The organism is Paraburkholderia kirstenboschensis (assembly GCF_904848585.1).
Taxonomy (GTDB): Bacteria; Pseudomonadota; Gammaproteobacteria; order Burkholderiales; family Burkholderiaceae; genus Paraburkholderia; species Paraburkholderia kirstenboschensis.
Window position 1 is genome coordinate 161,479 of record NZ_CAJHCR010000001.1, and the last position, 22,450, is coordinate 183,928.

The 22,450-nt window shown below is 62.3% G+C and carries 22 protein-coding genes; 10 read left to right on the plus strand and 12 right to left on the minus strand.

The window, feature by feature from the left end:
• Positions 1–71 precede the first annotated feature (71 nt).
• Together JMY24_RS00745 and JMY24_RS00750 are read left to right on the plus strand one after the other, a co-directional pair.
• Positions 72–437 (plus strand): hypothetical protein, encoded by a 366-nt coding sequence (locus JMY24_RS00745; protein ID WP_201701293.1) that lies wholly within the window; start codon positions 72–74, stop codon positions 435–437.
• Positions 427–2,373: a T6SS phospholipase effector Tle1-like catalytic domain-containing protein gene (locus tag JMY24_RS00750; protein ID WP_201701294.1), complete on the plus strand. Its 1,947-nt coding sequence runs from the start codon at positions 427–429 to the stop codon at positions 2,371–2,373. The genes JMY24_RS00745 and JMY24_RS00750 overlap by 11 nt, the downstream gene beginning before the upstream one ends.
• Before the next feature lie 265 nt (positions 2,374–2,638).
• Here JMY24_RS00750 and kynA read toward each other — a convergent pair whose 3' ends face one another.
• From kynA to kynB, 3 genes are read right to left on the minus strand one after another with little or no spacing between them, the layout of a single operon-like run.
• Positions 2,639–3,580 carry a tryptophan 2,3-dioxygenase gene (gene kynA, locus JMY24_RS00755; protein ID WP_128595756.1) on the minus strand — a complete coding sequence of 314 codons (942 nt, stop codon included), beginning with the start codon at positions 3,578–3,580 and terminating at the stop codon, positions 2,639–2,641.
• A 10-nt stretch (positions 3,581–3,590) separates the two neighbouring features.
• Positions 3,591–4,841, minus strand: a complete 1,251-nt coding sequence (kynU, locus tag JMY24_RS00760; RefSeq protein WP_128595755.1) for a kynureninase — start codon at positions 4,839–4,841, stop codon at positions 3,591–3,593.
• Between the two features lie 38 nt (positions 4,842–4,879).
• A complete protein-coding gene (kynB, locus tag JMY24_RS00765) occupies positions 4,880–5,518 on the minus strand; it encodes an arylformamidase (protein ID WP_128590316.1) in 639 nt (212 codons plus the stop codon).
• A gap of 129 nt (positions 5,519–5,647) precedes the next feature.
• Between kynB and JMY24_RS00770 the strand changes: the two genes are divergently transcribed.
• Positions 5,648–6,163 (plus strand): Lrp/AsnC family transcriptional regulator, encoded by a 516-nt coding sequence (locus tag JMY24_RS00770; RefSeq protein ID WP_128590318.1) that lies wholly within the window; start codon positions 5,648–5,650, stop codon positions 6,161–6,163.
• 53 nt (positions 6,164–6,216) lie between these two features.
• On the opposite strand, the gene JMY24_RS00775 is transcribed toward JMY24_RS00770, so the two are convergent.
• A complete protein-coding gene (locus JMY24_RS00775) occupies positions 6,217–6,726 on the minus strand; it encodes a flavin reductase family protein (RefSeq protein ID WP_128590319.1) in 510 nt (169 codons plus the stop codon).
• A 256-nt stretch (positions 6,727–6,982) separates the two neighbouring features.
• Here JMY24_RS00775 and msrA point away from each other — a divergent pair, with 256 nt between their 5' ends.
• Entirely contained in the window at positions 6,983–7,531 is a 549-nt protein-coding gene (msrA, locus tag JMY24_RS00780; RefSeq protein WP_128595754.1) for a peptide-methionine (S)-S-oxide reductase MsrA, read from the plus strand.
• Here the strand turns inward: msrA and JMY24_RS00785 are convergent.
• From JMY24_RS00785 to pdxH, 3 genes are all read right to left on the minus strand, one after another.
• A complete protein-coding gene (locus JMY24_RS00785) occupies positions 7,518–8,882 on the minus strand; it encodes a DUF72 domain-containing protein (protein WP_201701295.1) in 1,365 nt (454 codons plus the stop codon). The genes msrA and JMY24_RS00785 overlap by 14 nt on opposite strands.
• Before the next feature lie 71 nt (positions 8,883–8,953).
• Positions 8,954–10,168: an SAM-dependent methyltransferase gene (locus JMY24_RS00790; RefSeq protein WP_201701296.1), complete on the minus strand. Its 1,215-nt coding sequence runs from the start codon at positions 10,166–10,168 to the stop codon at positions 8,954–8,956.
• Positions 10,169–10,311: 143 nt separating this feature from the next.
• Positions 10,312–10,953 carry a pyridoxamine 5'-phosphate oxidase gene (gene pdxH, locus JMY24_RS00795; RefSeq protein ID WP_128595753.1) on the minus strand — a complete coding sequence of 214 codons (642 nt, stop codon included), beginning with the start codon at positions 10,951–10,953 and terminating at the stop codon, positions 10,312–10,314.
• A gap of 218 nt (positions 10,954–11,171) precedes the next feature.
• On the opposite strand from pdxH, the gene tcdA reads away from it, so the two are divergent.
• Positions 11,172–12,023 carry a tRNA cyclic N6-threonylcarbamoyladenosine(37) synthase TcdA gene (gene tcdA / locus JMY24_RS00800; protein WP_128595752.1) on the plus strand — a complete coding sequence of 284 codons (852 nt, stop codon included), beginning with the start codon at positions 11,172–11,174 and terminating at the stop codon, positions 12,021–12,023.
• Between the two features lie 212 nt (positions 12,024–12,235).
• Here the strand turns inward: tcdA and trxA are convergent, their stop codons facing one another.
• Both trxA and JMY24_RS00810 read right to left on the minus strand, forming a co-directional pair.
• Positions 12,236–13,084 carry a thioredoxin gene (gene trxA / locus JMY24_RS00805; protein ID WP_128595751.1) on the minus strand — a complete coding sequence of 283 codons (849 nt, stop codon included), beginning with the start codon at positions 13,082–13,084 and terminating at the stop codon, positions 12,236–12,238.
• A gap of 96 nt (positions 13,085–13,180) precedes the next feature.
• The gene (locus JMY24_RS00810; RefSeq protein ID WP_128585152.1) at positions 13,181–14,056 is read right to left on the minus strand and encodes a pirin family protein; all 876 of its coding nucleotides are present in this window, start codon (positions 14,054–14,056) and stop codon (positions 13,181–13,183) included.
• A gap of 176 nt (positions 14,057–14,232) precedes the next feature.
• Between JMY24_RS00810 and JMY24_RS00815 the strand changes: the two genes are divergently transcribed.
• A complete protein-coding gene (locus tag JMY24_RS00815) occupies positions 14,233–15,114 on the plus strand; it encodes an EamA family transporter (RefSeq protein WP_128595750.1) in 882 nt (293 codons plus the stop codon).
• 119 nt (positions 15,115–15,233) lie between these two features.
• On the opposite strand, the gene JMY24_RS00820 is transcribed toward JMY24_RS00815, so the two are convergent.
• Positions 15,234–16,829 carry an N-acetylmuramoyl-L-alanine amidase gene (locus JMY24_RS00820; protein ID WP_128585154.1) on the minus strand — a complete coding sequence of 532 codons (1,596 nt, stop codon included), beginning with the start codon at positions 16,827–16,829 and terminating at the stop codon, positions 15,234–15,236.
• Positions 16,811–17,383 carry a tRNA (adenosine(37)-N6)-threonylcarbamoyltransferase complex ATPase subunit type 1 TsaE gene (tsaE, locus tag JMY24_RS00825; protein WP_128585155.1) on the minus strand — a complete coding sequence of 191 codons (573 nt, stop codon included), beginning with the start codon at positions 17,381–17,383 and terminating at the stop codon, positions 16,811–16,813. Before tsaE ends, JMY24_RS00820 begins: the two co-directional genes overlap by 19 nt.
• Before the next feature lie 17 nt (positions 17,384–17,400).
• Between tsaE and queG the strand changes: the two genes are divergently transcribed.
• From queG to xerD, 3 genes are all read left to right on the plus strand, one after another.
• Complete coding sequence (gene queG, locus JMY24_RS00830) at positions 17,401–18,648, plus strand: tRNA epoxyqueuosine(34) reductase QueG (protein WP_128595749.1); 1,248 nt, start codon at positions 17,401–17,403, stop codon at positions 18,646–18,648.
• A gap of 85 nt (positions 18,649–18,733) precedes the next feature.
• Entirely contained in the window at positions 18,734–19,204 is a 471-nt protein-coding gene (locus tag JMY24_RS00835) for a methylated-DNA--[protein]-cysteine S-methyltransferase (RefSeq protein WP_128595748.1), read from the plus strand.
• Positions 19,201–20,160 carry a site-specific tyrosine recombinase XerD gene (gene xerD / locus JMY24_RS00840; RefSeq protein ID WP_128595747.1) on the plus strand — a complete coding sequence of 320 codons (960 nt, stop codon included), beginning with the start codon at positions 19,201–19,203 and terminating at the stop codon, positions 20,158–20,160. The genes JMY24_RS00835 and xerD overlap by 4 nt, the downstream gene beginning before the upstream one ends.
• A gap of 43 nt (positions 20,161–20,203) precedes the next feature.
• On the opposite strand, the gene JMY24_RS00845 is transcribed toward xerD, so the two are convergent.
• Positions 20,204–21,766 carry a class I adenylate-forming enzyme family protein gene (locus JMY24_RS00845; protein ID WP_128595746.1) on the minus strand — a complete coding sequence of 521 codons (1,563 nt, stop codon included), beginning with the start codon at positions 21,764–21,766 and terminating at the stop codon, positions 20,204–20,206.
• Positions 21,767–21,906: 140 nt separating this feature from the next.
• Here JMY24_RS00845 and ybaK point away from each other — a divergent pair, with 140 nt between their 5' ends.
• Positions 21,907–22,398, plus strand: a complete 492-nt coding sequence (ybaK, locus tag JMY24_RS00850) for a Cys-tRNA(Pro) deacylase (RefSeq protein WP_128595745.1) — start codon at positions 21,907–21,909, stop codon at positions 22,396–22,398.
• The last annotated feature ends 52 nt before the right edge of the window (positions 22,399–22,450 follow it).

Here is a 22,450-nt window from a genome sequence, read left to right on the forward strand (position 1 = left end):
GATGTCTTGCGCTCGGCCTTGCTTACCCCTTGGTTGCGTGCAGTGATGAAAACCACAAAGTGAGACTGTTTATGAAAAATGACATTGTGCTGTCCGTTGTGCTGTACAGCTACCTGGATCGCCCGATATTCGATGTCACGCTGAATGGGTTTGATATCGGCGTCGCCAATGCTTACGGCGGGAACGGCATGATCACGGGCATCACGGTTCCGTTCAGGCAACAAACTCTGACTTGGCGTGATGCGGGCTCCGGCGAGACATTTGCTATGAAAAACTCCATCAATCTCACCAGGGATCATATTCCAGCTGATGCGCGGTATCTGGCGGTAAACATCTATCCGGATGACACGGCCGAGTTTGTTTTCGACAGGTACATACCCGAGACGACGCCTCGCGGAAGCCGGATCATTGAAGAGAGCAACCATCATGGCAAGTGAGCAGTTGCAATCCGCACTTTCCGCCAACCGGGATGTCCCGAACAGTGCCCCAAGCCCGAAGCAGGATTGTTCGGACGTCGTCAATATCAGCCTTTTCTTTGATGGCACGGGCAATAACCAGAAAGCCGACGAACCCAAGAACAAATCGGCCAATCCCTCTAAAATGTACCGTGCGGCGGCCTTGCTGGTTGGTAATGGAAAGCCGAATTACCCCATCTATATATCCGGCGTGGGTACGCCTTTTAACGGCACGGCAACCGACTGGCTGGACGGCGCGTGGACCGCAACGCAGGACAACGTAGCTGGTGGAATGGGCGGCGCAGGGGGAACCCGACGGACTGACTTCGGAAAACACAACGTCAATGACAAACTGCGCATGGTCCTGCTCGGCAACGCGCAGAAGCTGAACGCGACGACGAAGGCCTATGCCGAGCAAAGCAAGGGTGAAAGCCTGGGGGAACTGAGCAAGGCACTGGCGGCGCATCGTCTGATCAAGATAATCAATCTGTCGGTCTTTGGCTTTTCGCGCGGAGCGGCACTGGCGCGCACTTTCGCCAATGATTTCCTGAACGAATGCAAAACAGACAAACAGGGACAACTGACCTATCAGGGCTTTCCGGTCCGCATCCAATTCATGGGACTGTTCGACACGGTGGCGTCCTTCGGCGTGCCATCGGCGAATATGGACTCGGTCTTCACGGAGAAAAATCTCAAGGTTCCGGGGGCAGTCGAGCGATGCGTACATTACGTCGCTGGGCACGAATTGCGCTTTTCTTTCCCTGTTGACCTGATCCGGCAACACGGGAAACTGATGCCCAACTGGACCGAGACCATTTATCCAGGAGTGCATTCGGATGTCGGCGGTGGTTATGCGCCGGTTGACCAGAGGCTTTCGAACAACCTTGCCCGCATTCCGTTGCGGGACATGATGAGCGAGGCGGCAAAAGCCGGGGCGCGTTTGCTGGCCTATAACGACATGGCACACGATCCCAAGCAAAGGGCGCTGTTTAGCGAACAGTTTGCCGTAGATCCGGAGACCGACGCGGCCTTCACGCGTTACATGAGCGCAGTGCCAGCCAGCGGCCCCACCGAGAACGTGGTCAACGCGCATATGAAGGCGCTGTATTCGGCGTACGGAACGATGTCCCGGCGAGGCATCAGGACACCCGACAATAATTCTGATATCGGCCACAGACTCCTCGGCCATGCGAGCATGGCGCAGGAAGTAAAGGCACTGCGCAGCCGTCGAGCGGCAGCGGGTCTGGTGTTAGGGGAAGAGAGTCCACTTCAGATCATTGGAACAGTCTACGGCCAGATGGTGAAGCCCGAGGCGTGGCGTCTTGAGGCCTGGGATACAACTGCGACCGACGACGTGCTGGGCCTCATCAGCAAATATGTGCATGATTCGAAGGCCGGCTTCCTGTGCGGAGTTGAACCCTTCAGCTATTTCCGGCAGCGCGGTATGACCGAGTGCAGTCACAATGTGCTGGCTGAAGGCTTGCAGTGGCTCGACGCCAACGCGAACGCCGCCAGGGAGGCGGTCATCAAGGTCTACAACGCCGCCGGGCATATCGTGGTGGAAACGTGGCAGGCGGGCGAGATGATCGCGACGAAGACGTACAAGGTCGGGGAAACATTTGTAGTGGACACCGTGGCCGGGGGTCAGAAATACGCTGTCGAGGTCTATCAGACCAGCAGGAAAGTGGTGATCACAAAAATCGACGAAGGTCAGCGGGTCGTCATTGATTCAGTAGATATGGTGCAGAAGGAAGCGTCCTCGGCTTTGGACGCATTGAAACGGAAAGCAGCCAGCGTGACCCAGCAAGTGCAGCAGGGCGCCAGGTCAGCCGCCGATGCAACGGGCAAGGCCATCGACAGTGGCATGCAGACAGTTGAAGACGGGTGGCAATCGACCAAGGCCGCTCTCCACCTGTGACGTTTAAAAACTGACAGGTGGCGCGGGTATTCACACCGCGAATTGCCGATTGGACTCGCGTGGCTCAGTCATCGACAGCGCATTTGCAAATGAAAATAGAGTGAGAACGGATCGTCCGATTTGTTTCGAAGGCGACTCAACGGATCACGGTGGCAAAATCGTCAGGGTGCTGGATGTGGGCGTACCCGTCGCATTGGCAATGTCGTTGTCGTATCGCTTGCGGTTCGCGAGAGGCTTCAAGCGTCAAAGCCCCCGCACCGAACAACTACAACATAGTCCTAACATGCCAAAGCTCAGGAAACAGCACCACATCGAGCATCTTGCGCAGATAAGGCGCCCCACTAGTCCCACCGGTGCCCTGCTTGAACCCAATGATCCGCTCGACAGTAGTCACATGCCTGAACCGCCACTGCCGGAAAGCATCCTCGAGATCGACGAGTTCTTCGGCCATCTCATACAACTCCCAGTGCTGCGAAGGATTGCGATAAACCTCCAGCCAGGCCGCTTCAACGGAAGCATCATGAACCGTCGGCTGCGTCCAGTCGCGTGTGAGCCGCGAAGGCGAGATCTCAAATCCGCGACGCGCCAGCAGCTTCACTACTTCATCGTAGAAAGAGGGGGACTCCAGAGAAGCCTTCACCTCGGCGAGCACTTCAGCACGGTGCGCATGCGGCTTTAGCATCTGCTCGTTCTTGTTGCCAAGCAGAAACTCGATCTGCCGATACTGGTAAGACTGAAACCCCGACGAACTGCCCAGGTAAGGACGCATCGACGTGTATTCGGAAGGCGTCATCGTTGCAAGTACGCTCCAGGCTTGCACCAGTTGCTCCATGATCCGCGAGACGCGGGCAAGCATCTTGAACGCCGGAGGCAACTCATCGCGATGCACAGCGCCCAGCGCGGCGCGCAACTCGTAGAGCGCGAGCTTCATCCACAATTCGCTTGTCTGATGCTGAATGATGAACAGCATCTCGTTGTGATCGGGCGACAAGGGATGTTGCGCATCCAGCACCGTGCCGAGCGACAGGTAATCGCCGTAACTCATCGACTCGGAGAAGTCGAGTTGTGCGTCGTGCCAGCCATCGGCTGAAGCAGCGTTTGTAGCCGGCGCTTCAGCGGAAGGGGGCGCAGCGCGCCCATGACCGAACGGGCAACCTTGCGCAGGTTTTTCTTCGGGCAAGCCCGGCGTTTGCATGTGATCGTTCATCGCGCGCTCCTCAGGTCACCGCGCCGCGCGCGGCGAATTCGGGTGCTCGCCAGGTCTCGCGCACGAGCACCTCGCGCAACGTTTCGACGGCATCCCATACATCGACGAAGCGCGTATACAGCGGCGTAAAGCCGAAGCGCAATACATGCGGTTCGCGATAGTCGCCGATCACGCCGCGCGCAATCAACGCCTGCATGACCTCATAACCATGCGGGTGTTCGAAGCTCGCATGCGAGCCGCGCTGTGCATGCGCGCGCGGCGTGACGAGCTTCAACGGAAATTCGCTGCAACGTGTCTCGACTAGTTCGATGAACAGATCAGTCAGCGCGAGCGACTTGCGGCGAATCGCCTGCATGTCGGTCTGCAGGAAAACGTCGAGTCCGCATTCGACGAGCGCCATCGAGACCATCGGCTGCGTGCCGCACAGAAAGCGGCCAATGCCGTCGTCGGGCTGATAAGCGGGGTCCATCTTGAACGGCGCGCGATGACCCCACCAGCCGGAAAGCGGTTGCGCAAAATCGTTCTGATGGCGCTGGGGCACCCAGACAAACGCTGGCGAACCCGGGCCGCCGTTCAGATACTTGTACGTGCAACCCACCGCGTAGTCGGCGCTCACGCCATTCAGATCGACCGGCACAGCGCCGGCCGAATGTGCGAGATCCCACAGCGCCAGCGCGCCCTTGTCGTGAATCAGTTTGGTCAGCGCGGCCATGTCGTGCATATAGCCGGTGCGGTAGTTGACGTGCGTGATCATCGCGATCGCGGTGTCGTCGCCGATTGCCTCGGGCAATTCGGACGGATCGTCGACGAGTCGCAATTCATAGCCGCGGTCGAGCTGCTCGATCAAACCCTGCGCGATGTACAGATCCGTCGGAAAGTTGGAACGTTCGGAGACGATCACGCGGCGCTTCGGGTCGCGTGCGTTCGCGAGCCGCAGCGCGGCGGAGAGCAGCTTGAACAGATTGATCGAGATCGTATCGGTGACGACCACTTCGTTTTCAGCCGCGCCGATCAACGGCGCGAGCTTGTTGCCGAGGCGGCGCGGCAACGCAAACCAGCCCGCGGCGTTCCAGCTGCGGATCAAGCCCTCGCCCCATTCGGCAGCAATCACGGTTTGTGCACGTTGTGGAGCTGCGGCTGGCGGCACGCCGAGCGAATTGCCGTCGAGGTAAATCGTGGTCGGCGACAGCGCGAACTGGTCGCGTAATGTCGCGAGCGGGTCGGCGCTATCGAGCGCCAATGCTTCTTCGCGGTGTTTCATGGTGGTCTCGTTCAGTCGCATGATGCGGATTCGAAAAATCAGTGCGCGTCTGGCAGCGCGCGGAGCACTGCGCGCACGGGGCTCGCGTCGAGCGTGGTCAGCTTCAGCGGCAGCGCGATCAGCTCGTAGTCGCCTGGGGCGACATCGTCGAGCACGATGCCTTCGAGAATAGCCATGCCGTGCGCGCGAACGCGGTGATGCGCGTCCATCGTTTTCGATTCCTGTGGATCGAGCGAAGGCGTGTCGATGCCGATCAGCTTGACCCCGTTCGCCGCCAGCAGGTCAATCGTTTCAGGCGCGACGGCGCAGAAGCCACTGTCCCACGCCGCAGTCGGCGCATTTCTGTAAGTTCGTAGTAAGACTCGCGGCGGCAAGTCGCCCTGCAAGCCATCCAGGTGTTGTGGCATCACAACAGGCGAGGCGCCGATGCAATGGATCACACGGCATCGTCCGAGGTAGATATCGAGCGGCACATGGCCGATCGCGGCGCCTTCTGCGTCGTAGTGCAACGGGGCGTCGGTATGAGCGCCGGTATGCGGCGACAGAGTCAGCCGTGCGACGTTCACGGGCGACCCGGCCTCGATGCGCCAGACGCGCTCAATGCCGACCGGTGTGTCGCCAGGCCAGACCGGCGTCGCCGTATCGACGGCGGGGGTAATGTCCCAGAGTGTCTGCATGTCTCCATCTGCGGTTGATGTCCATAGGGAATGATAGGTGTCTGACCGCGAAATGTGATTGCGAAAAAATCTCCTTCTGAGCCGTGTCTTGGAACATAATTTGAGACAAATGGGAAAGGGAGACCGAATATGAACGCGATCTCGCTCGACGCCACCGATTGCCGTATTTTGGCGGTGCTCCAGCAAGAAGGACGAATCAGCAATCTCGATCTCGCGGAGCGCATCTCGCTGTCGCCGTCGGCGTGCCTGCGGCGCTTGCGTCTACTGGAAGAGCAGGGTGTCATCGAGCACTACCGCGCGTGTCTGAACCGCGAGGTATTGGGATTCGAACTCGAAGCATTCGTGCAGGTGTCGATGCGCAACGACCAGCAGAACTGGCATGAGCGCTTTGCCGAGGCGCTGCGCGATTGGCCGGAAGTGGTCGGCGCCTTTGTCGTGACGGGCGAGACGCATTACCTGCTGCGGGTTCTTGCGCACAACCTCAAGCACTATTCGGATTTCGTCCTGGAGCGTCTCTACAAGGCGCCCGGCGTGATGGATATACGCTCGAATATCGTGCTGCAGACTTTGAAGGAAGATTCGGGCGTGCCGGTGTCACTGGTCACCCGGACTGGCGGGCACGGCGCGCCGCACAACGATCGCTGAGGCGCTGCCTCTCGTTGGAGCCATTGCCGGTGCTATGTCGGCACCAAGCACGCTTACAGTGGTTTGAGCCCGTGAAACTTGCCGTTCTGAAACACGAGCGGCGCAATCTCCGCTGCATTCTCATGCACGCCGCAGCGCTCCACTTCGCCGACGAAAATCACGTGGTCGCCTTCTTCGTAACGGCTGCGGTTATGGCATTCGAACCAGGCTAGCGCGCCGTCGAGTACCGGCATGCCCGTGTCGCCCGCCGCGTGCGATACGCCTTCGAACCGATCGCCCTTGACCGTGGCAAAGCGCTTGCACAGATCGAGTTGCGACGAGGCCAGCACATTGACGACGTAATGGCTGTTCGTGCGGAACACGGGCATGGACGCCGAGCGTGTTGCCAGGCTCCACAGCACGAGTGGCGGGTTGAGTGAAACCGAATTGAACGAACTGGCGGTGATGCCGATCAACTGCCCCGACGCCGCACGCGTTGTGATCACGGTGACGCCGGTAGCAAACTGGCTGAGCGCCTGCTTAAAGGCGGACTGGTCGAAATTGGGCGGGCTGGCTTGCTTCATTGCGCGCAGGCCGTGAATGCACGTCGGCGTGAAGCCGGGCTCAAGCGCTTGTCCGCACGGCGGGAAACAGATAATTCGAAAGTCATAGTGAAAATCGTGGATTTGCCCCAATTTTAACTGCAATCGCGATGCACCGGCCGGGACACAGAACGGCGCATCGCAAAACCCGCTAAGCTGAACGCTGCGCCGGTGACATAAGCGCTGTGGCGAAGCGGAAGCGGCATAGGCCGATCACGAGCTTGAAGGAGCGAGCAGCATGAGTCAGACAGGCGAAGTCGCCACCTTGGGTGGCGGGTGTTTCTGGTGCCTCGAAGCGGTTTATCTGGGCGTCGAGGGAGTGAACTCCGTGGAGTCGGGCTATGCAGGCGGCGAGACGCAGCGTCCGACGTATGAGCAGGTGTGCGACGGCGCGACGGGCCACGCCGAAGTCGTGAAGGTGGACTTCGATCCGGCAAAGATCAGCTATCGCGAGATTCTGGATATTTTCTTCGCGATCCACGATCCGACGCAGCTGAACCGGCAAGGTAACGACGTCGGCTCGCAATACCGCTCAGTGATCTTCACGCACTCCGACGCGCAGCGCGAGACGGCTTTGCAGGCAATCCGCGAGATTGGCGAGCAGGGTATCTACGACGGCCAGATCGTCACGCAGGTATTGCCGCTCGACGGCAACTACTGGCCGGCCGAGGCCTATCATCAGAACTATTTTGCGCAGCATCCGAATCAGGGCTACTGCTCGTTCGTGGTCGCGCCGAAGGTCGCGAAGTTTCGCCAGAAGTTTGCTCACCGCATCAAGGCGAGCTGACGGGGAGGGCGCCGACATCTTCGTGCTCGTGTGCAAGCCGCGCATAGGCTTCGACGATCTCGCGCGCCAGTTCCACACAACTGAGCGGCGCTGAACCTTCAGCCTTGTTGTTGACCGCGATCACCACCGGCTGGCCGGCAAACGCATAGCGCGCGGCCAGTTCGGCGAGCGACGCGCGCGTGGCCGGGTCGCGGTCGACGAGTTGATCGAACGGCTCATACTTCGCCTTCGCCTGCTCGTACTTGAAGCCGCCATGCAGGCTCCAACGAACGATCAGCGGCCCTGCCGGCTCGCCGTCCAGCAGCGCGAGCGCCGCCGCCTGCCGCAGAGGGTCGGGCATCCGCGCATGGATGCCCACGCAGTAGCGCACGCCCGCCGTTTTGAGCGTACGAATGAAGCGCGGCGTGAGCAGACTGGCGTCGCGGATTTCGATCGCATAGCAGGTGCCTTGCGGCAGCTTCGGCAACGCCATCAGAAAGTCGGCCAGCCGTTCTATGAACGCGGCCGGCTGCGCGAGCATCTGGTCGGGCAGCGGCGAAAGCTGGAACACCAGCGCGCCGGCCTTTACGCCGAGGCCTTCCAGGCACGGCGTAACGAAATCGTCGATCGCCATTTGCGCGTTGAGGAAGCACGGGTTCAGCGACACCGGCTCGCCGCGTTCGGCGCGCACGGTTGCGTCGGTGATCGTCATCGGCGCTTTCACGATAAAGCGGAAATGCTCGGGCACCTGCTGCGCGTAGCGTAAATATTCGGTGACCGTGAGCGCCTGATAGAACGACCGGTCGATGCTGACGGTCTTCAGCAGCGGATGCGCGCCGTAGGCGGTAAGGCCGTCGCGCGCGAGCTTGCTGTTGCTGTACTCATCGCCGTAGACGATGCCGTTCCAGCCGGGAAACGACCATGTCGATGTGCCGAGGTGCACTTGCGGGGGCAGTTGCGCGGCGAGCGCGAGTACATCAGGCGAGGGCGGGGCGGCGAGGATTTCCCGCGTGCGGCGCTTTTTTGGCGCATCGGCCGGCGGCGCGTCTGCGGCGGCGGACGCCGGCGCTTCGTCCTGCTGCCACAGCGACGCGGCGGCGGCTTTCGCGCGAGCGCCGCGCCGGCTCTCGGGCTTCGACGCGGCGGCGGGGACGGCGGACGCAGAGGCGGCCTCCCGCGCTTGCGGGAGTGAATCGCCGGAAACGGTGCGCGAGGGCTTCGCGCGCGCTTCGGTTTCCGGCGATGCAACCGCCGCTTCCACCGGCATCCCGAACAGATCGAACTGCACCGCTTCGCTTTGCGCATCCGCCTGGAGTGGCGCATCCGGCTCGCCTGGCGCCTGTTCCACTTCGCTTGTCCCGCTCTGGCCCATCGAGATTCGACCTGCTGTTCAGTTGTTTGCGCCGCGGCGGCACGCTCGTGCACGACGCCGCGGCGCTCACGTCACAGCGGCTTCTCGTACATGTAGCGGCGCGACCACGGCAGGGTTCTCGCGCTGCGGCCAGCCTTGCGGCATACGACCTGATAGATGGAGACGTCGTCGTTTTCGAATGCATACGCGCAGCCGGCCAGATACACACGCCAGATGCGGAATTTTTCGTCGTCGACGAGCTTGCGGGCTTCTTCCGCATGCGCCTCGAAGTTTTCCGCCCAGATGTCGAGCGTGTGCGCATAGTGACGGCGCAGGCTTTCGACGTCAACCGCTTCGAGCCCGCCGCGCTGCATCGATTCGAGCGCGAGGCTGATGTGCGGCAACTCGCCGTCGGGAAACACATAACGGTCGATGAACTCGCCGCCGCCAAGCGCGGTTTCGCCGCTATCCGAATCGCTCGACGTGATGCCGTGATTCATCGCGACGCCGTCGTCGGCGAGCAGGTCATGCATCTTCCTGAAGTAACCCGGCAGATTCTTGCGGCCCACGTGCTCGAACATGCCCACGCTCGTGATGCGGTCGAATTGCCCGTCGACGTCGCGATAATCCTGCAGACGAATCTCGATCTGGTTTTCGAGGCCCGCGGCTTTCACACGCGCCGTGGCGAGATCGAACTGGTTCTGCGACAGCGTCACGCCCACGCATTGCGCACCGAATTTCTGCGCCGCGCGCAGCACCAGCGCGCCCCAGCCGCAGCCGATGTCGAGCAGGCGCTGCCCCGGCTGCAACTGGATCTTGGTCAGGATGTGGTCGATTTTCTTGATCTGCGCGGTGGCCAGATCTTCGTCGCCGTTCTCGAAGTATGCGCACGAGTACACCATGTTCTCGTCGAGCCACAGCTTGTAGAACTCGTTCGAGACGTCGTAGTGATACTGGATCGCCTTTCGGTCCGACGCTTTCGAATGCTGGAAATAGCGCCGCATGCGAGCGAGCTTGCTCGCACTGGAGACGGTATTGCGCGCGAGCTGATAGCTCACGTTGATGATGTCCGAGAGCTTGCCCTCGATGTCGATTTTGCCTTTGACGTACGCCTCGCCCAGATTGTCGAGACTCGGTTCGAGCAGGTAAGGCAGCGCCGTCGCGCTTTTCACATGCAACGTGACCTGAGGCGCGGCGAACCGCCCGAAGTCGTGTTGCTGGCCGTCCCACAGCACCAGACGTGCTGGTAAGTCAGCCTTGGTCTTTACTTCTTCCACCCACTGCGCCAGCTTTTTCTCCCAGAACATGTGATCTCTCCGTGTCCGTTGAATTAAAGCGAAGCTTGTGTGAATCGCAACTCAGTGCGGCGCGACTCCCATGCCGCGAGGTGCGATCCGTACGCCGCGCGCTGCTGCATTGGCCGCACGCTGACGCCATTGTTTGTGTCAATTCAAGGCGACAGACGGGAGATCTGCCAGTCGCTATTCTCGTTAGAACGCGTGTAAAGCAGGCGATCATGCAGACGCGACGGCCGACCCTGCCAGAATTCGATTGCTTCGGGCACCAAACGATAGCCGCCCCAATGCGGCGGACGCGGAGGTTCATCGCCATATTGCAGGCGCATTTCGCGCTCGCGTGTTTCGAGCTGCGAACGGCTTTCAATCACCTGACTCTGGTTCGATGCCCATGCGCCGATGCGCGAACCGACCGGACGCGACACGAAATACGCGTCGCTTTCCTCCGCGCTCGTTTTGACGACGCGCCCCTCGATGCGCACCTGGCGTTCGAGCTCGATCCAGTAGAACAACAGGCTCGCGTAAGGATTGGTGGCTAGCTCCCGGCCCTTGCGGCTCTCGTAGTTGGTGAAGAACACGAAGCCCCGTTCGTCGACGCCCTTGATCAACACGATGCGCGCCGAAGGGCGGCCGCGCGCGTCGACGGTGGCGAGCGTCATCGTATTCGGTTCGGGCAACTTTGCGTCGACGGCCTGTTGAAACCAGACGTCGAATTGCCGGAACGGGTTGCGGTCAACGTCGCCGACGTCCAGAGAACCCAGCGAATAGTTTTTTCGAAGTTCGGCGAGTGAGGTCATGTTTTTATGCGAACGCTACAGTCAGGGCAGTATAGCTAAGGCGTTAATTTTTTGCGCGCGACCAGATCAAGCGCAACGCGGCCCAGGCACGCATGGTCGGCTAATGCCCCGGAGCGCGACAGGGTGATTGCGGCGGCGATGCTCATGCAAGCGTTCAGGCAAAATACGGCTGGCGAGCTAAAAGCGCTTCCGTTTCCTGCCTGTTCAATGAGTCCATCATGTCGACCACCGCGCAATCCGATCTTACTACCAGCCTCGACGGGAGTGAAACCGCCGACCGTGCGCGGCGCTTCGGCGGCATTGCGCGTCTGTACGGCGCGCCGGCGCTTGCCGCTTTCGAAAGCGCGCATGTCGCGGTGATCGGTATCGGCGGAGTCGGGTCGTGGGTGGCCGAAGCGTTGGCGCGCAGCGCTGTCGGCACATTGACGCTGATCGATCTCGACAACGTTGCCGAGAGCAACACGAACCGGCAGATTCACGCGCTCGACGGCAACTACGGAAAACCGAAAGTCGAAGCAATGGCCGAGCGCATCGCGGCAATCAATCCGTTCTGCGACGTGCGCCTCGTGGAAGACTTCGTCGAGCCCGACAATTTCGCGGCAACGCTTGGCGGCAGCTTTGACTTTGTGATCGACGCTATCGACAGCGTGCGCACCAAAACCGCGCTGATCGCGTGGTGCGTCGAGCGCAAACAGCCGTTGATCACGATCGGCGGCGCGGGCGGTCAACTGGACCCGACGCGCATTCGCATCGACGATCTTGCGTTGACGATTCAGGACCCGTTGCTGTCCAAGGTACGTGGGCAGTTGCGGAAGCAGCATGGTTTTCCACGCGGGCCGAAAGCGAAATTCAAGGTGAGCGCGGTGTATTCGGACGAGCCGCTGATCTACCCGGAGGTGGCGGTCTGCGATATCGATGCGGAAGCGGAGCACGTCACCACGTCGCCGGGTCATACGGGACCGATCGGCCTGAACTGTGCGGGCTTCGGTTCGAGCGTTTGCGTGACGGCGAGTTTCGGTTTCGCCGCGGCCGCGCATGTGCTGCGGGCTTTGGCGAAGCAGGCGGGGTGATGCGCGCTTTTTAGCGCGACGGGTTTGCCGGGGAAAGCGGTGTGCGGAAAAGCGGCGAGAGACAGACGGCGTGCGGAAAAGCGGCGTGAGACCAGCGGCGCGAGACCAGCGGCACGCGGCAAGCGTCGCACGGAAAAGCGGCAAGCGCCGTGCGGCACGAGCCGGGATGCAGCCCGACGCCGCACGCGAGGCCCGCGTGCTTCAGGCTCGCTTCAGTACAGCGCCGCGCTCAGTTTGCGCCGCCATTGCGACACCAGCTCCGGCTGATGCGCGGCGAGATCGAACACCGACAGCATCGTCTTACGGCCAATGTCGTCGCGGAACGTGCGGTCGCGCTGCACGATGACCAGCAGATGTTCTAGCGCGTCCGCGTATTTGCGGTGTGCGATCAGCGCGCTCGCCAGATCGAAACGCGCCTCGAGATCGTCCGGATGACTTGCTACGCGCGCTTCCAGCGCATCGGTGGGCGGGAGATCGGCGGCGGCATCCACGGCGTCGAGCCGCGTCTTGATCGCGTTGAAGCGCGCGTCGATGCCCTGCGTGGTTTTGGGCGACAGCAGATCGACTTCGTTGCGCGCCTCGTCGATGCGGTTGTCGTCGAGCAGCATCTCGATGCGATCCATGCGCGCTTCGTCGAAGCCCGGGTCGTAGGCGAGCGCGGCTTGCAGCGCATCGTAAGCGTCTTCGCGGCGGCCTTCTGCAAGCGCGGCCTGCGCTTCGAGACGCGCGGCATCCGCGCCTTGCGGCACGAGTCGTTCGATGAATTCGCGCAGCTGGCCTTCCGGCAGCACGCCGACGAACTGGTCCACCGGCTGGCCGTCGGCGAACGCCATGACGTGCGGGATGCTGCGCACCTGGAAGTGCGCGGCGAGTTCCTGATTCTCGTCTACGTTCACCTTGACGAGCTTCCATTTGCCGGCGGCTTCGGCTTCGAGCTTTTCCAGCATCGGGCCGAGCGTCTTGCAGGGGCCGCACCACGGCGCCCAGAAATCGACCAGCACGGGGGCCAGTGTCGACGCCGTGATGACGTCCTGTTCGAATGTGGCCAGAGTGGTGTCCATTGCGTCCTCGTCGATAAAACGGTTTGTATGCCAGATGGGGCCGAACGGCGTGGATTCAATGTTCAATGCGCGCCGCGACGTAGCCGGGATTGGCCGTCACTTCTTTTGCGGCAGCGGAATCCATTCGGTTTCGCCCGGCACTTTGCCCATCTCCTGATTTGTCCACGCGAGTTTCGCGGCTTCGATCTTCTCGCGCGAGCTCGCGACGAAATTCCATTCGATAAAGCGTTCGCCGTCGAGTTTCTCGCCGCCCAGCACCATCACGCGCGCGCCGTGCGTGCTCGCGAGCGTGACGGTCTCGTCGAGCGCGAGCACTGCCATCTGGCCGACTTCGAGCGGCGTGCCGTCGATTTCCAGATCGCCCTCGACGAGGTACACGCCGCGTTCCTCATGCTCGGGTTCCAGCGCGAAGGCGCTGCCCGGCGCAAACTCGCCGGCGACATATAGCGTGCCCGAAAACGTCGTGACGGGCGAAGTTTCGCCGAAGGCCGTGCCGGCGATCACGCGCAGCGTGACGCCGTTGCGCTCGACCACGGGCAGCGTGTCGGCAGCGTGATGCGCGAACGACGGTTCCACCTCTTCGTCTTCGAGCGGCAGCGCGACCCACGTCTGTATACCGTGGATGGTCTGGCCGTTCGCGCGGTCGTCGGCGGGCGTGCGCTCGGAATGGACGATGCCGCGCCCGGCCGTCATCCAGTTGACGTCGCCAGGGACGATTTTCTGTTCGGAGCCGAGACTGTCGCGATGCATGATCGCGCCTTCGAACAGAAAGGTCACCGTGGCAAGACCGATATGCGGATGCGGACGAACGTCGAGGCCGACGCCCGGTTCCAGCGTCGCCGGTCCCATGTGGTCGAAAAATATGAACGGTCCGATCAGCCGCGCGGCCATTGCAGGCAGCACGCGCCGCACAGTCAGACTGCCGACATCGCGCAGATGCGGTTTGAGAACTGCTTTGATCGAAGAGGACATGGGCGGGCTCGGCTGAATGAGGAGAAAGATAATTCGCAATGGACGATTCTACTGCGGAGGGCGCAACGACGACGTTTCACAGCACAGTGCTGCTGCGAAAGTCCGTAGCGCGAACAATCACATGACGCGCCGCCCTCCGCTAAACTGGCAGGTTCAATAATCAATTGGAGACTGGGATGTCGCCCAGAGACCTGCTGCTCGCACTGATCGTGGTGATCGCGTGGGGCGTGAACTTCGTTGTGATCAAGGTGGGCTTGCATGGCGTGCCGCCCATGCTGCTCGGCGCGCTGCGCTTCACGCTCGCCGCGTTTCCGGCGGTGTTATTCGTCAAGCGCCCGCAATTGCCGTGGCGCTGGCTGCTGGCCTACGGCATGACGATCTCGTTAGGGCAGTTTGCCTTCCTGTTCTCCGCCATGTACGTCGGCATGCCTGCGGGGCTCGCGTCGCTCGTATTGCAGGCACAGGCTTTTTTCACCCTGATCTTTGCGGCGTTTTTTCTGCATGAACGCTTCCGCTTGCCGAACGTCGCTGGTTTGCTGATTGCGGCCGCCGGGCTCGCCGTGATAGGCATGCAAGGCGGCCACGCCATGACGCTTGCCGGTTTCGTCCTCACGCTGTGCGCCGCGTGTTCGTGGGCACTCGGCAACATCGTCACGAAGAAAGTCGGCAAGGTCGATCTCGTTGGGCTCGTGGTGTGGGGCAGCCTGATTCCGCCGCTGCCGTTCTTTGCGCTGTCGTATGCGTTGGAGGGTCCGCAGCGGATCGCTGCGGCGCTTTCGGGTATCAGCGCCATGTCGATTTTCGCGATCGTTTATCTCGCGTTTATCGCCACGCTGATCGGCTATGGCTTGTGGAGCCGCCTGCTGTCGCGCTATCCGGCGAGCCAGGTCGCACCGTTTTCGCTGCTCGTGCCGATCGTCGGCCTGGCGTCGGCATCTCTCTTTCTCGATGAGCGGCTCTCCGGCGCGCAGATCGCCGGCGCGGTACTCGTGATGGCGGGTCTTGCTGTGAATGTGTTCGGTGGGTGGGTCGTTCAACGTCTGTCGCCGGCGCGTTAGATCGTGCTGCTGAACGAAAAGAGAATAAAAACGAGGGAATAAAAACGAGGCAATAAAAACGGCCGCATCGCTGCGGCCGTTTTTATTGCCTCGTCGTATGAAGAGGCGCTGCACGCGCATCACGTCATGCGGTTCTTCGCGAGCGGCGGGTTCGCCGCGAAGTAACGCTTGATGCCCGTCATGATCGCGTCGGCCATCTTGTCGCGGTACGCGTCGTCGTTCAGGCGGCGTTCTTCGTCCGGGTTGCTGATGAACGCGGTTTCCACGAGGATCGACGGAATGTCCGGCGCCTTCAGCACCGCAAACCCCGCCTGTTCGACCGAACCTTTGTGCAGCTTGTTGATTCCGCCGATCTCCTTCAGCACGAAGTTGCCGTAGCGCATCGAGTCGCGAATCTGCGCGGTGGTGGACATGTCGAACAGCGCGCGGTTGACGGTCGCGTCGGCGGACTTGATGTTGATACCGCCAATCTGATCCGACGAGTTCTCCTTGTTCGCCATCCAGCGCGCGGCCGCACTCGACGCGCCATGCTCCGACAGCGCGAACACCGACGAGCCGCGCGCCTCCGGCGTGGTGAACGCGTCCGCGTGGATCGACACGAACAGGTCTGCGCCAACGCGCCGCGCCTTTTGCACACGCACGTTCAACGGCACGAAGAAGTCGGCGTCGCGAGTCATCATGGACCGCATGTTCGGCTGCGCGTCGATCTTCGCACGCAGCTTCTTGGCGATGTCGAGCGCGACGTGCTTTTCATAAGTGCCCGAGCCGCCGATTGCGCCCGGATCTTCGCCGCCATGCCCCGGATCGATCGCGACCGTGAGAAGGCGGACCGTGTTGCTCTTACCTGACTTCGGCGTGGTGAACGCGTAGGTGTCGTCGCTGGCGTCGTCGTCCTTGCCCAGGCTGCTAGCGCTATTGCCACCGTTACTACCGGTGCCTTTATTACGCGCGATTGCGGTAGGCGGCGACGCGGGGGCGCCCGGTGTCGCCGGCTTCGCGATGATCGGCGGCATCGGCGTGGGTGCGCCGTGCACGGGCGGATGTGGCACGCTCGGCGCAGACCCGCTGCCGCCGTTTTGCGCATAACGCTCGAAGAACGCTTCGCTGTTGTCGGCGACCGGCGGCGTCGTGCCCGGGCCGCTCAATGTGGCCGGCGGCGCGCTGTTTTCTTCGTTCAGCGTTTGCTGCTTGTGCTCGCTCTGCGCGAGCAGTTCCATCAGCGGATCGGGTGCGACGGCGGGATACAGGTCGAACACCAGCCGGTACTTGTACGCGCCGACAGGTGGCAGTGCGAACACCTGCGGCTTCACCGAGCCCTTCAGGTCGAACACCATACGCACGACGTGCGGCTGGAACTGGCCGACGCGCACCGACTGGATCTGCGGATCGTTCGGCGTGATCTTCGAGACGAGGTCCTTCAGCGCCTGATCGAGATCGAGGCCGCTGAGATCGACCACGAGCCGGTCCGGACCCTGGAGCAACTGCTGCGCGTTTTGCAGCGGCTGATCGGATTCGATCGTCACGCGCGTGTAGTCGCGCGCGGGCCATACGCGTACGCCGAGCACCGAGCTGGCTAGCGCGAGACGCGGTGCGACGAGACCAAGCACAAGCGTGGATGCGCCCGCGCACAGAATCTGCCGGCGCCGCCAGTTATGCGTTGCGGTGGCCGCCGATTCGATCGAGCGGAACGGTTTGATCAACATCTTTGAAGACATGCCTTTCCTGTTTCGCTGTATGCCCGTGCGACGAGTACGCGGCCGTCGCCCTCGCTGTCCAGGTCGAGCGAGAAGACGAGATCCGGCACGCCGAGAAGACGCCCCGCGCGTTGTGGCCATTCGACGAGGCAGACCGCGCCGCTGTCGAAATACTCGCGAAAGCCGGCGTCGGCCCATTCGGCCGGATCGGTGAATCTGTACAGATCGAAGTGATACAGCGCGAGTTCCCCGGTGGGCCGCTCGAGCACGTAGGGCTCGACGAGCGTATACGTGGGACTGCGTACGCGGCCCGTGTGACCGAGGCCGCGCAACGTGGCGCGCACGAGTGTGGTCTTGCCGGCGCCGAGATCGCCGACCAGTTGTACTTGTAGTCCGTGGAATGCCTGAGCGCCCTGGCCGCTGCCCTGGCCTTGTGTCGCGACGGCGACGCTTTCGATCGCCCGCGCGAAGCGCTCGCCGAATGCGAGCGTGGCGGCTTCGTCCGCGAACGTGAAGGCGCGTTCGAGCAGAACTTCGGCGGGCGGCGCGATCGCGCGATCGGGATGGTCAGGCATTCTCGTAAAATGGCGTGATGAACCGAAGTCCGGAGTCTCCCGTGTCCCCTGCGCCCAATGCGCCAACGTCTTGCGACGAAGCGCGCGCCGAGCGTCAATTCGATGAAGCGGCGCTGCATGCGCTCGCGCGAAACATCAAGACGTGGGGCCGTGAACTGGGTTTCGGGGCGATCGGCATTAGCGATACCGATCTCTCCGCTGCCGAAGCGCCGCTTGCAGCCTGGCTGGAAGCGGGTTGCCACGGCGAGATGGATTATATGGCGAAACACGGTATGAAACGCGCGCGGCCTGCCGAGCTTGTGGCCGGCACGCTACGTGTGATTACCGCTCGCATCGCCTATTTGCCCGCCCATGCAATGAGCGGAAAGCCGGACGAAAGCGAACCGCAGAAAGGGCCGCTCAGCGAGGACTGGCGGGCCGTCGAGCATGCGCGGCTAGCCGATCCTTCGGCCGCGGTGGTGTCGATTTATGCGCGAGGCCGCGACTATCACAAGGTGATGCGTAACCGTCTGCAACATCTGTCAGAGAAAATTCAGGCGGAGATCGGCGCGTTCGGTTATCGCGTGTTCACCGACTCCGCGCCGGTGCTCGAAGTGGAGCTTGCGCAAAAGGCCGGCATCGGCTGGCGCGGCAAACATACGCTGCTGCTGCAGCGCGATGCGGGTTCGCTGTTCTTCCTCGGCGAAATTTATGTCGACGTGCCTTTGCCGACCGACGCCGAGACGTCGCCCGAGATCGCGCCCGAAACGCCGGGCTCGCATTGCGGCAGTTGCGCGCGCTGCATCGGCGCATGTCCGACAGGCGCGATCGTCGCGCCTTACAAGGTGGATGCCCGCTTGTGCATCTCGTATCTGACGATCGAGCTGAAGGGCAGCATTCCCGTCGACATGCGTCCGCTGATCGGCAACCGTGTGTATGGCTGTGACGATTGCCAGCTCGTGTGTCCGTGGAACAAGTTTGCGCAGGCTGCGCCGGTCGCCGATTTCGACGTGCGGCACGGGCTCGACCGCGCGTCGCTGGTGGAACTGTTCGGCTGGAGCGCGGACGAGTTCGATACGCGCATGCAGGGCAGTGCGATCCGCCGTATCGGCTACGAAAGCTGGCTACGCAATCTTGCCGTGGGCATGGGCAACGCGCTGCGTGCACCGCGCGAGACGTTGAGTGCGGACGCTCGCGGGGCGATTGTAGAGGCGCTCACGCGCCGCGCCTGCGACTCTTCTGACGTGGTGCGCGAGCACGTGCAATGGGCGCTCGAAGCGGCGTAAAAAGCGGCGTAAAGTATCGGCAATTCGCGAGTCTGTTGTACGTCTCGAATCATCACGTCGCGCGAGTAAGGAGTAAGGAGGCGCCATGTTCAACGCAGTGATCGACGCGCCGTTCGGCAAGGTGGGCATTCGCCTCGAAGGCGAGGCCGTGCGCGAGATCGTCTATTTGCCCGAGTCGATGCAGAACGTCGCGCCTGATACGCCGTTGGCGCGACAGGCGGTCGAGCAGATCGAGCGGTATTTCGGCGAGGCGTCGGCGACATTCGAACTGCCGCTCGCGCCGGTCGGCACCGCTTTCCAGCGGCGCGTGTGGCAGGCAATCTGCGAGATTCCGCCGGGTACCGTGCTGACCTACGGCCAACTCGCCCGGCAGCTTGGCAGCGTGCCGCGCGCGGTCGGTCAGGCGTGCGGCGCCAATTACTTTCCCATTGTCATTCCGTGTCATCGCGTGGTGAGTTCGAGCGGCATTGGCGGATTCGCGCATCACGCCGAAGACGGTTTCTTTCGCAACGTCAAGCGCTGGCTGCTGACGCATGAAGGCCTTCCCTACGCATGAGCGATACCCTGGTTGAAGACGCGAGCGCGCAATCGCCTCCGCCGTCGCCGCTATCGTCGCCTTTGTTCGCGACGAGTTCCGCGTCGATCGACGCATTCTGCGACGCGCTCTGGCTCGAACACGGTCTGTCGCGCAACACGCTCGACGCGTACCGCCGCGACCTGCGTCTCTTTAGCGAATGGCTCGCGCAAACGCGCAACGCATCGCTCGACACCGCCAGCGAGGCCGATCTGAACGCGTACAGCGCCGCGCGTCAGAAAGACAAATCGACGTCCGCGAATCGGCGCCTTTCGGTGTTTCGCCGCTACTACGGGTGGGCCGTGCGCGAGCATCGCGCGAAAGTCGATCCGACGTTGCGCATCCGGTCGGCGAAGCAACCGCCGCGTTTTCCATCGACGCTCAGCGAAGCGCAAGTCGAGGCGCTGCTCGGCGCGCCCGACATCGAGACTGCCTTGGGTCTGCGCGATCGCACGATGCTCGAGCTCATGTACGCGAGCGGCTTGCGTGTCACCGAACTCGTCACGCTGAAGACGGTGGAAGTCGGCCTGAACGAAGGCGTGGTGCGAGTGATGGGTAAAGGCTCGAAAGAGCGGCTGATTCCTTTCGGCGAAGAGGCGCACGGCTGGATCGAGCGCTACCTTCGCGACGCCCGTCCGGCGCTGCTCGGCGCGCGCGCGACAGACGCGCTGTTTGTCACGAACCGTGCTGAGGGCATGACGCGCCAGCAGTTCTGGAACATCATCAAGCGACATGCGGCGGTGGCTGGCGTGCATGCGCCGTTGTCGCCGCACACGTTGCGGCATGCGTTTGCAACGCATTTGCTCAATCACGGTGCGGACCTGCGCGTGGTGCAATTGCTACTTGGCCACACCGATATTTCGACCACGCAAATCTACACGCACGTTGCGCGCGAGCGGCTGAAGTCGCTGCATGCGCAGCATCATCCGCGTGGGTGACGAAGGTTCAAGCGCTGGCCGCTGCCGCAGGCGTTTTCCGGCTTCAGAGAAATTCGCGCAGCCGGTGCTTGAGAATCTTGCCCGTGGATGCAGCCGGCAACGCGGCAAGTACCTTCACTTCGGCGGGCCGCTTGTAGGGCGCGAGGCGCTCGGCGCACCACGCGACCAGTTCGGCTGGCGTCACGCTTGCATTCGCCGCCAGTTCGACGAACGCGATCACCTCTTCATTGCCCTCGACCGGGCGTCCAATCACCGCCGACTGAACGACCTGCGCATGCGCGTTGAGCACATGCTCGACCTCGGCGGGATACACGTTGAAGCCAGAGCGAATGATCAAATCCTTGCTGCGCCCGACGATATGCAGCGCGCCGTCGGCGTCCTGCCGCGCCAGGTCGCCGGTTTTCAGCCAGCCGTCCTGTGTCACGGCGGCGCGGGTTTGCTGCGGGTTGCGATAGTAGCCGAGCATCACGTTCGGGCCGCGCACCCATAGCTCGCCGGTTTCGCCGATCGCGACATCGCCACCGTCAAGGCCGACGAAACGCACTTCGACGCCCGGAATGACCTCGCCCACCGAACAGTCGCGGCGCGGCGCGTCGAGCATGGTCTGTGAAACCGTGGGACTGCTCTCCGTCATGCCATAGCCGTTATGCAGCGGCAGACCGTACACGCTTTCGACGTGCGCTTTCAGCGCGGCGTCGAGCGGCGAGCCTCCCGAATAGACGAAGCGCAGGTGTGGCGCGTGCCACGGATGCCCGTGCGTCTGCAGATGTTCGAGCAATTTCGCATGCATGGCCGGCACGCCCTGGAAAATCGACACGCGTTCGTCGGCAAGCGCGCGCCGCACGGCTTCCGGCGCGAAGCGCGGCGCGAGGCGCAAGGTCGCGCCAGCGTACAGGCTGCCGAGACACATGGACGCAAAGCCGTAGACATGGGAGATCGGCAGCACGGCGTAGACGACATCGTCAGGACGGACCTGGCGCAGACGGCTCGATACCGAGGCGATGAACAGCAGATTGCGATGCGACAGCATCACGCCCTTGGGCGCGCCGGTGGTGCCGGTGGTGTAGATGAGCGCCGCGCATTGGCGGTCGTTCGCCGTTTCGACCGGTTCGGCTTGCGCGGACGAGTCCACCGTGTAGGACCACGCGCCGATGCCCGGCGCGACCTCTGGCGCTCTGCTCGCGTGATGACGCTGCGCATGCTGACCGGCATCGACCGAGCTTTCCACCACGTAGGCCGTTACGCGCGGCTGCGCGTGCGCGCGAATCGCGTCGAGCTCGGACGCCGACAGGCGTGCATTCGACACCAGCGCCCAGGCGTCGAGCCGCGCGGTCGCGAAGAGCAGCACGATTTGCGCGATGCTGTTTTCCGCCACGATCATGACCCGGTCGCCGCCACGCACGCCCCAATGGCGGAGCAATGCAGCGGTGGCCTCGACGGCCTGCACCAGTTGGGCGTTGGTGAGACGGCGCGCGTCTTCGATCAACGCAACATGCTGCGGATCGCGCTCGGCCGCCAGCGCGGGAATATCGGAGATGCGCGCGGGCAGGGCGGCCAGCAGCGCGGGAACGTCTATCGTGGAGCGTAAAGGCGAAGCGGTACTCAAGAGCGTCTCCTAAGTGCGATTGCATGCCCGGCGTGCATCGCGCCGGAAGATTTTCGAACGATCGTGCCACAACGCATCGAGCCGCACAATTGACCATTCGGCAAATAGCCGTTGTGCAAACTCGCCATTACAATGCGCCGATGAGCAAATCCAGACACGTTTCCGAGACGCCTGCCACGCAGTTCCTGCGCCGTCATGGCGTCGTTTTCGGCGAGCATCCGTACGATTATGTGGAGCACGGCGGCACAGGTGAATCGGCGCGCCAGTTGGGCGTGGACGAACATCATGTGGTGAAGACGCTCGTCATGGAAGACGAGCATGCCAAGCCACTCATCGTCCTCATGCATGGCGACCGTACTGTCAGTACCAAGAACCTCGCGCGGCAGATTGGCGCGAAGCGCGTCGAGCCTTGCAAGCCCGAGGTGGCGAACCGTCATTCCGGCTATCTGATCGGCGGCACGTCGCCGTTCGGCACGCGCAAGCAGATGCCGGTGTACGTGGAGTCGAGCATCCTCGAGATGGACAGAATCTGGCTGAACGGCGGCCGGCGCGGCTTCCTCGTCAGTATCGAGCCGCAAGTGCTCACCGACCTGCTGGCAGCGAGGCCGGTGCAGTGCGCGAGCGTCGATTGACGTTTGCCTGAATGTTTCCGGCAAGCGCGCGTTCGGTAGAATGTGCGCCGCT

Coding starts and splice junctions, on each gene's coding strand:
- JMY24_RS00745 (WP_201701293.1), top strand. CDS start 72: ATGAAAAATGACATTGTGCTGTCCGTTGTGCTGTACAGCTACCTGGAT.
- JMY24_RS00750 (WP_201701294.1), top strand. CDS start 427: ATGGCAAGTGAGCAGTTGCAATCCGCACTTTCCGCCAACCGGGATGTC.
- kynA (WP_128595756.1), bottom strand. CDS start 3,580: ATGAACGATCACATGCAAACGCCGGGCTTGCCCGAAGAAAAACCTGCG.
- kynU (WP_128595755.1), bottom strand. CDS start 4,841: ATGAAACACCGCGAAGAAGCATTGGCGCTCGATAGCGCCGACCCGCTC.
- kynB (WP_128590316.1), bottom strand. CDS start 5,518: ATGCAGACACTCTGGGACATTACCCCCGCCGTCGATACGGCGACGCCG.
- JMY24_RS00770 (WP_128590318.1), top strand. CDS start 5,648: ATGAACGCGATCTCGCTCGACGCCACCGATTGCCGTATTTTGGCGGTG.
- JMY24_RS00775 (WP_128590319.1), bottom strand. CDS start 6,726: ATGAAGCAAGCCAGCCCGCCCAATTTCGACCAGTCCGCCTTTAAGCAG.
- msrA (WP_128595754.1), top strand. CDS start 6,983: ATGAGTCAGACAGGCGAAGTCGCCACCTTGGGTGGCGGGTGTTTCTGG.
- JMY24_RS00785 (WP_201701295.1), bottom strand. CDS start 8,882: ATGGGCCAGAGCGGGACAAGCGAAGTGGAACAGGCGCCAGGCGAGCCG.
- JMY24_RS00790 (WP_201701296.1), bottom strand. CDS start 10,168: ATGTTCTGGGAGAAAAAGCTGGCGCAGTGGGTGGAAGAAGTAAAGACC.
- pdxH (WP_128595753.1), bottom strand. CDS start 10,953: ATGACCTCACTCGCCGAACTTCGAAAAAACTATTCGCTGGGTTCTCTG.
- tcdA (WP_128595752.1), top strand. CDS start 11,172: ATGTCGACCACCGCGCAATCCGATCTTACTACCAGCCTCGACGGGAGT.
- trxA (WP_128595751.1), bottom strand. CDS start 13,084: ATGGACACCACTCTGGCCACATTCGAACAGGACGTCATCACGGCGTCG.
- JMY24_RS00810 (WP_128585152.1), bottom strand. CDS start 14,056: ATGTCCTCTTCGATCAAAGCAGTTCTCAAACCGCATCTGCGCGATGTC.
- JMY24_RS00815 (WP_128595750.1), top strand. CDS start 14,233: ATGTCGCCCAGAGACCTGCTGCTCGCACTGATCGTGGTGATCGCGTGG.
- JMY24_RS00820 (WP_128585154.1), bottom strand. CDS start 16,829: ATGTCTTCAAAGATGTTGATCAAACCGTTCCGCTCGATCGAATCGGCG.
- tsaE (WP_128585155.1), bottom strand. CDS start 17,383: ATGCCTGACCATCCCGATCGCGCGATCGCGCCGCCCGCCGAAGTTCTG.
- queG (WP_128595749.1), top strand. CDS start 17,401: ATGAACCGAAGTCCGGAGTCTCCCGTGTCCCCTGCGCCCAATGCGCCA.
- JMY24_RS00835 (WP_128595748.1), top strand. CDS start 18,734: ATGTTCAACGCAGTGATCGACGCGCCGTTCGGCAAGGTGGGCATTCGC.
- xerD (WP_128595747.1), top strand. CDS start 19,201: ATGAGCGATACCCTGGTTGAAGACGCGAGCGCGCAATCGCCTCCGCCG.
- ybaK (WP_128595745.1), top strand. CDS start 21,907: ATGAGCAAATCCAGACACGTTTCCGAGACGCCTGCCACGCAGTTCCTG.